Source organism: Arachnia propionica, assembly GCF_003859805.1.
GTDB lineage: Bacteria > Actinomycetota > Actinomycetes > Propionibacteriales > Propionibacteriaceae > Arachnia > Arachnia propionica_C.
In genome coordinates, this window is the sequence record NZ_RQZG01000048.1 from 1 (window position 1) to 754 (window position 754).

Below are 754 nucleotides of genomic sequence, written 5' to 3' on the forward strand. Positions count from 1 at the left end.
AAGGGGGATCCGGACCCAGAGACCACCTTCCGTGGTGAGGGCGGAGACCTGCACAACAAGGAGGGTGGCCGGTATGCAAACGACCCCAACCGCCCTGAGCCGGTCGACACCTCAGAGATGGTCAAGGCCAAGTACGGTGAATACAGTCCTGATGACAACATCGATGGAATCAGGAGGGAAGCAGAAGGCGATGCTGCTTTCACAGAAAGCGTTGAACATCGCCAAAGCAAGTATGACGAGCATCAGGCAAACGTGGCTCACCTGAACGAAATCGCAGAAAGATACAACATCACTCCCGAAGAGCTGAAACAGCTGAAGGGTAAAGATCGGGGTGAAATACTTGATGTCCTTGAGAACGATGGTCGGATAACAGATGCTGAGAGGCTTGAACTGGTGGATGCTCTTGTTGACGAGAAGAAATCGATGACGGCGTTGAAGAATGCCTCCGAAGTGATGGGTGAAGCTGGTGCGGAAGGCGTCATGAAGGCGCGTGATGAGATTTCGCTCTTCGGGGATGATTCCAGGCCGGGTGCTGGGCATCTGGATCGGATCGGTGTGCGGCTTGATCCGCCAAGGATCAGCATCTACGAGGCCAAGGGCGGGGGTGGATCGCTTGGTACCTCCAAGGTGGATGGGGTTCCTCATCAGCAGGGAACGGGTCCGTATCTGCAGAAGCTCTTGGAGCAGGATCCGAGGGTCGCGCAGGCTCTGGCTGATCTGATCGAGCGGTATGGTCCTGATGCTGACGTGTTGA

1 protein-coding gene is annotated in these 754 nt (G+C 55.7%); it reads left to right on the forward strand.

The genetic code is table 11. From position 1 onward, the window contains the following. A partial coding sequence (locus tag EII34_RS16175; protein WP_185711400.1) for a hypothetical protein occupies nt 1-754 on the forward strand: 754 nt, incomplete at both ends.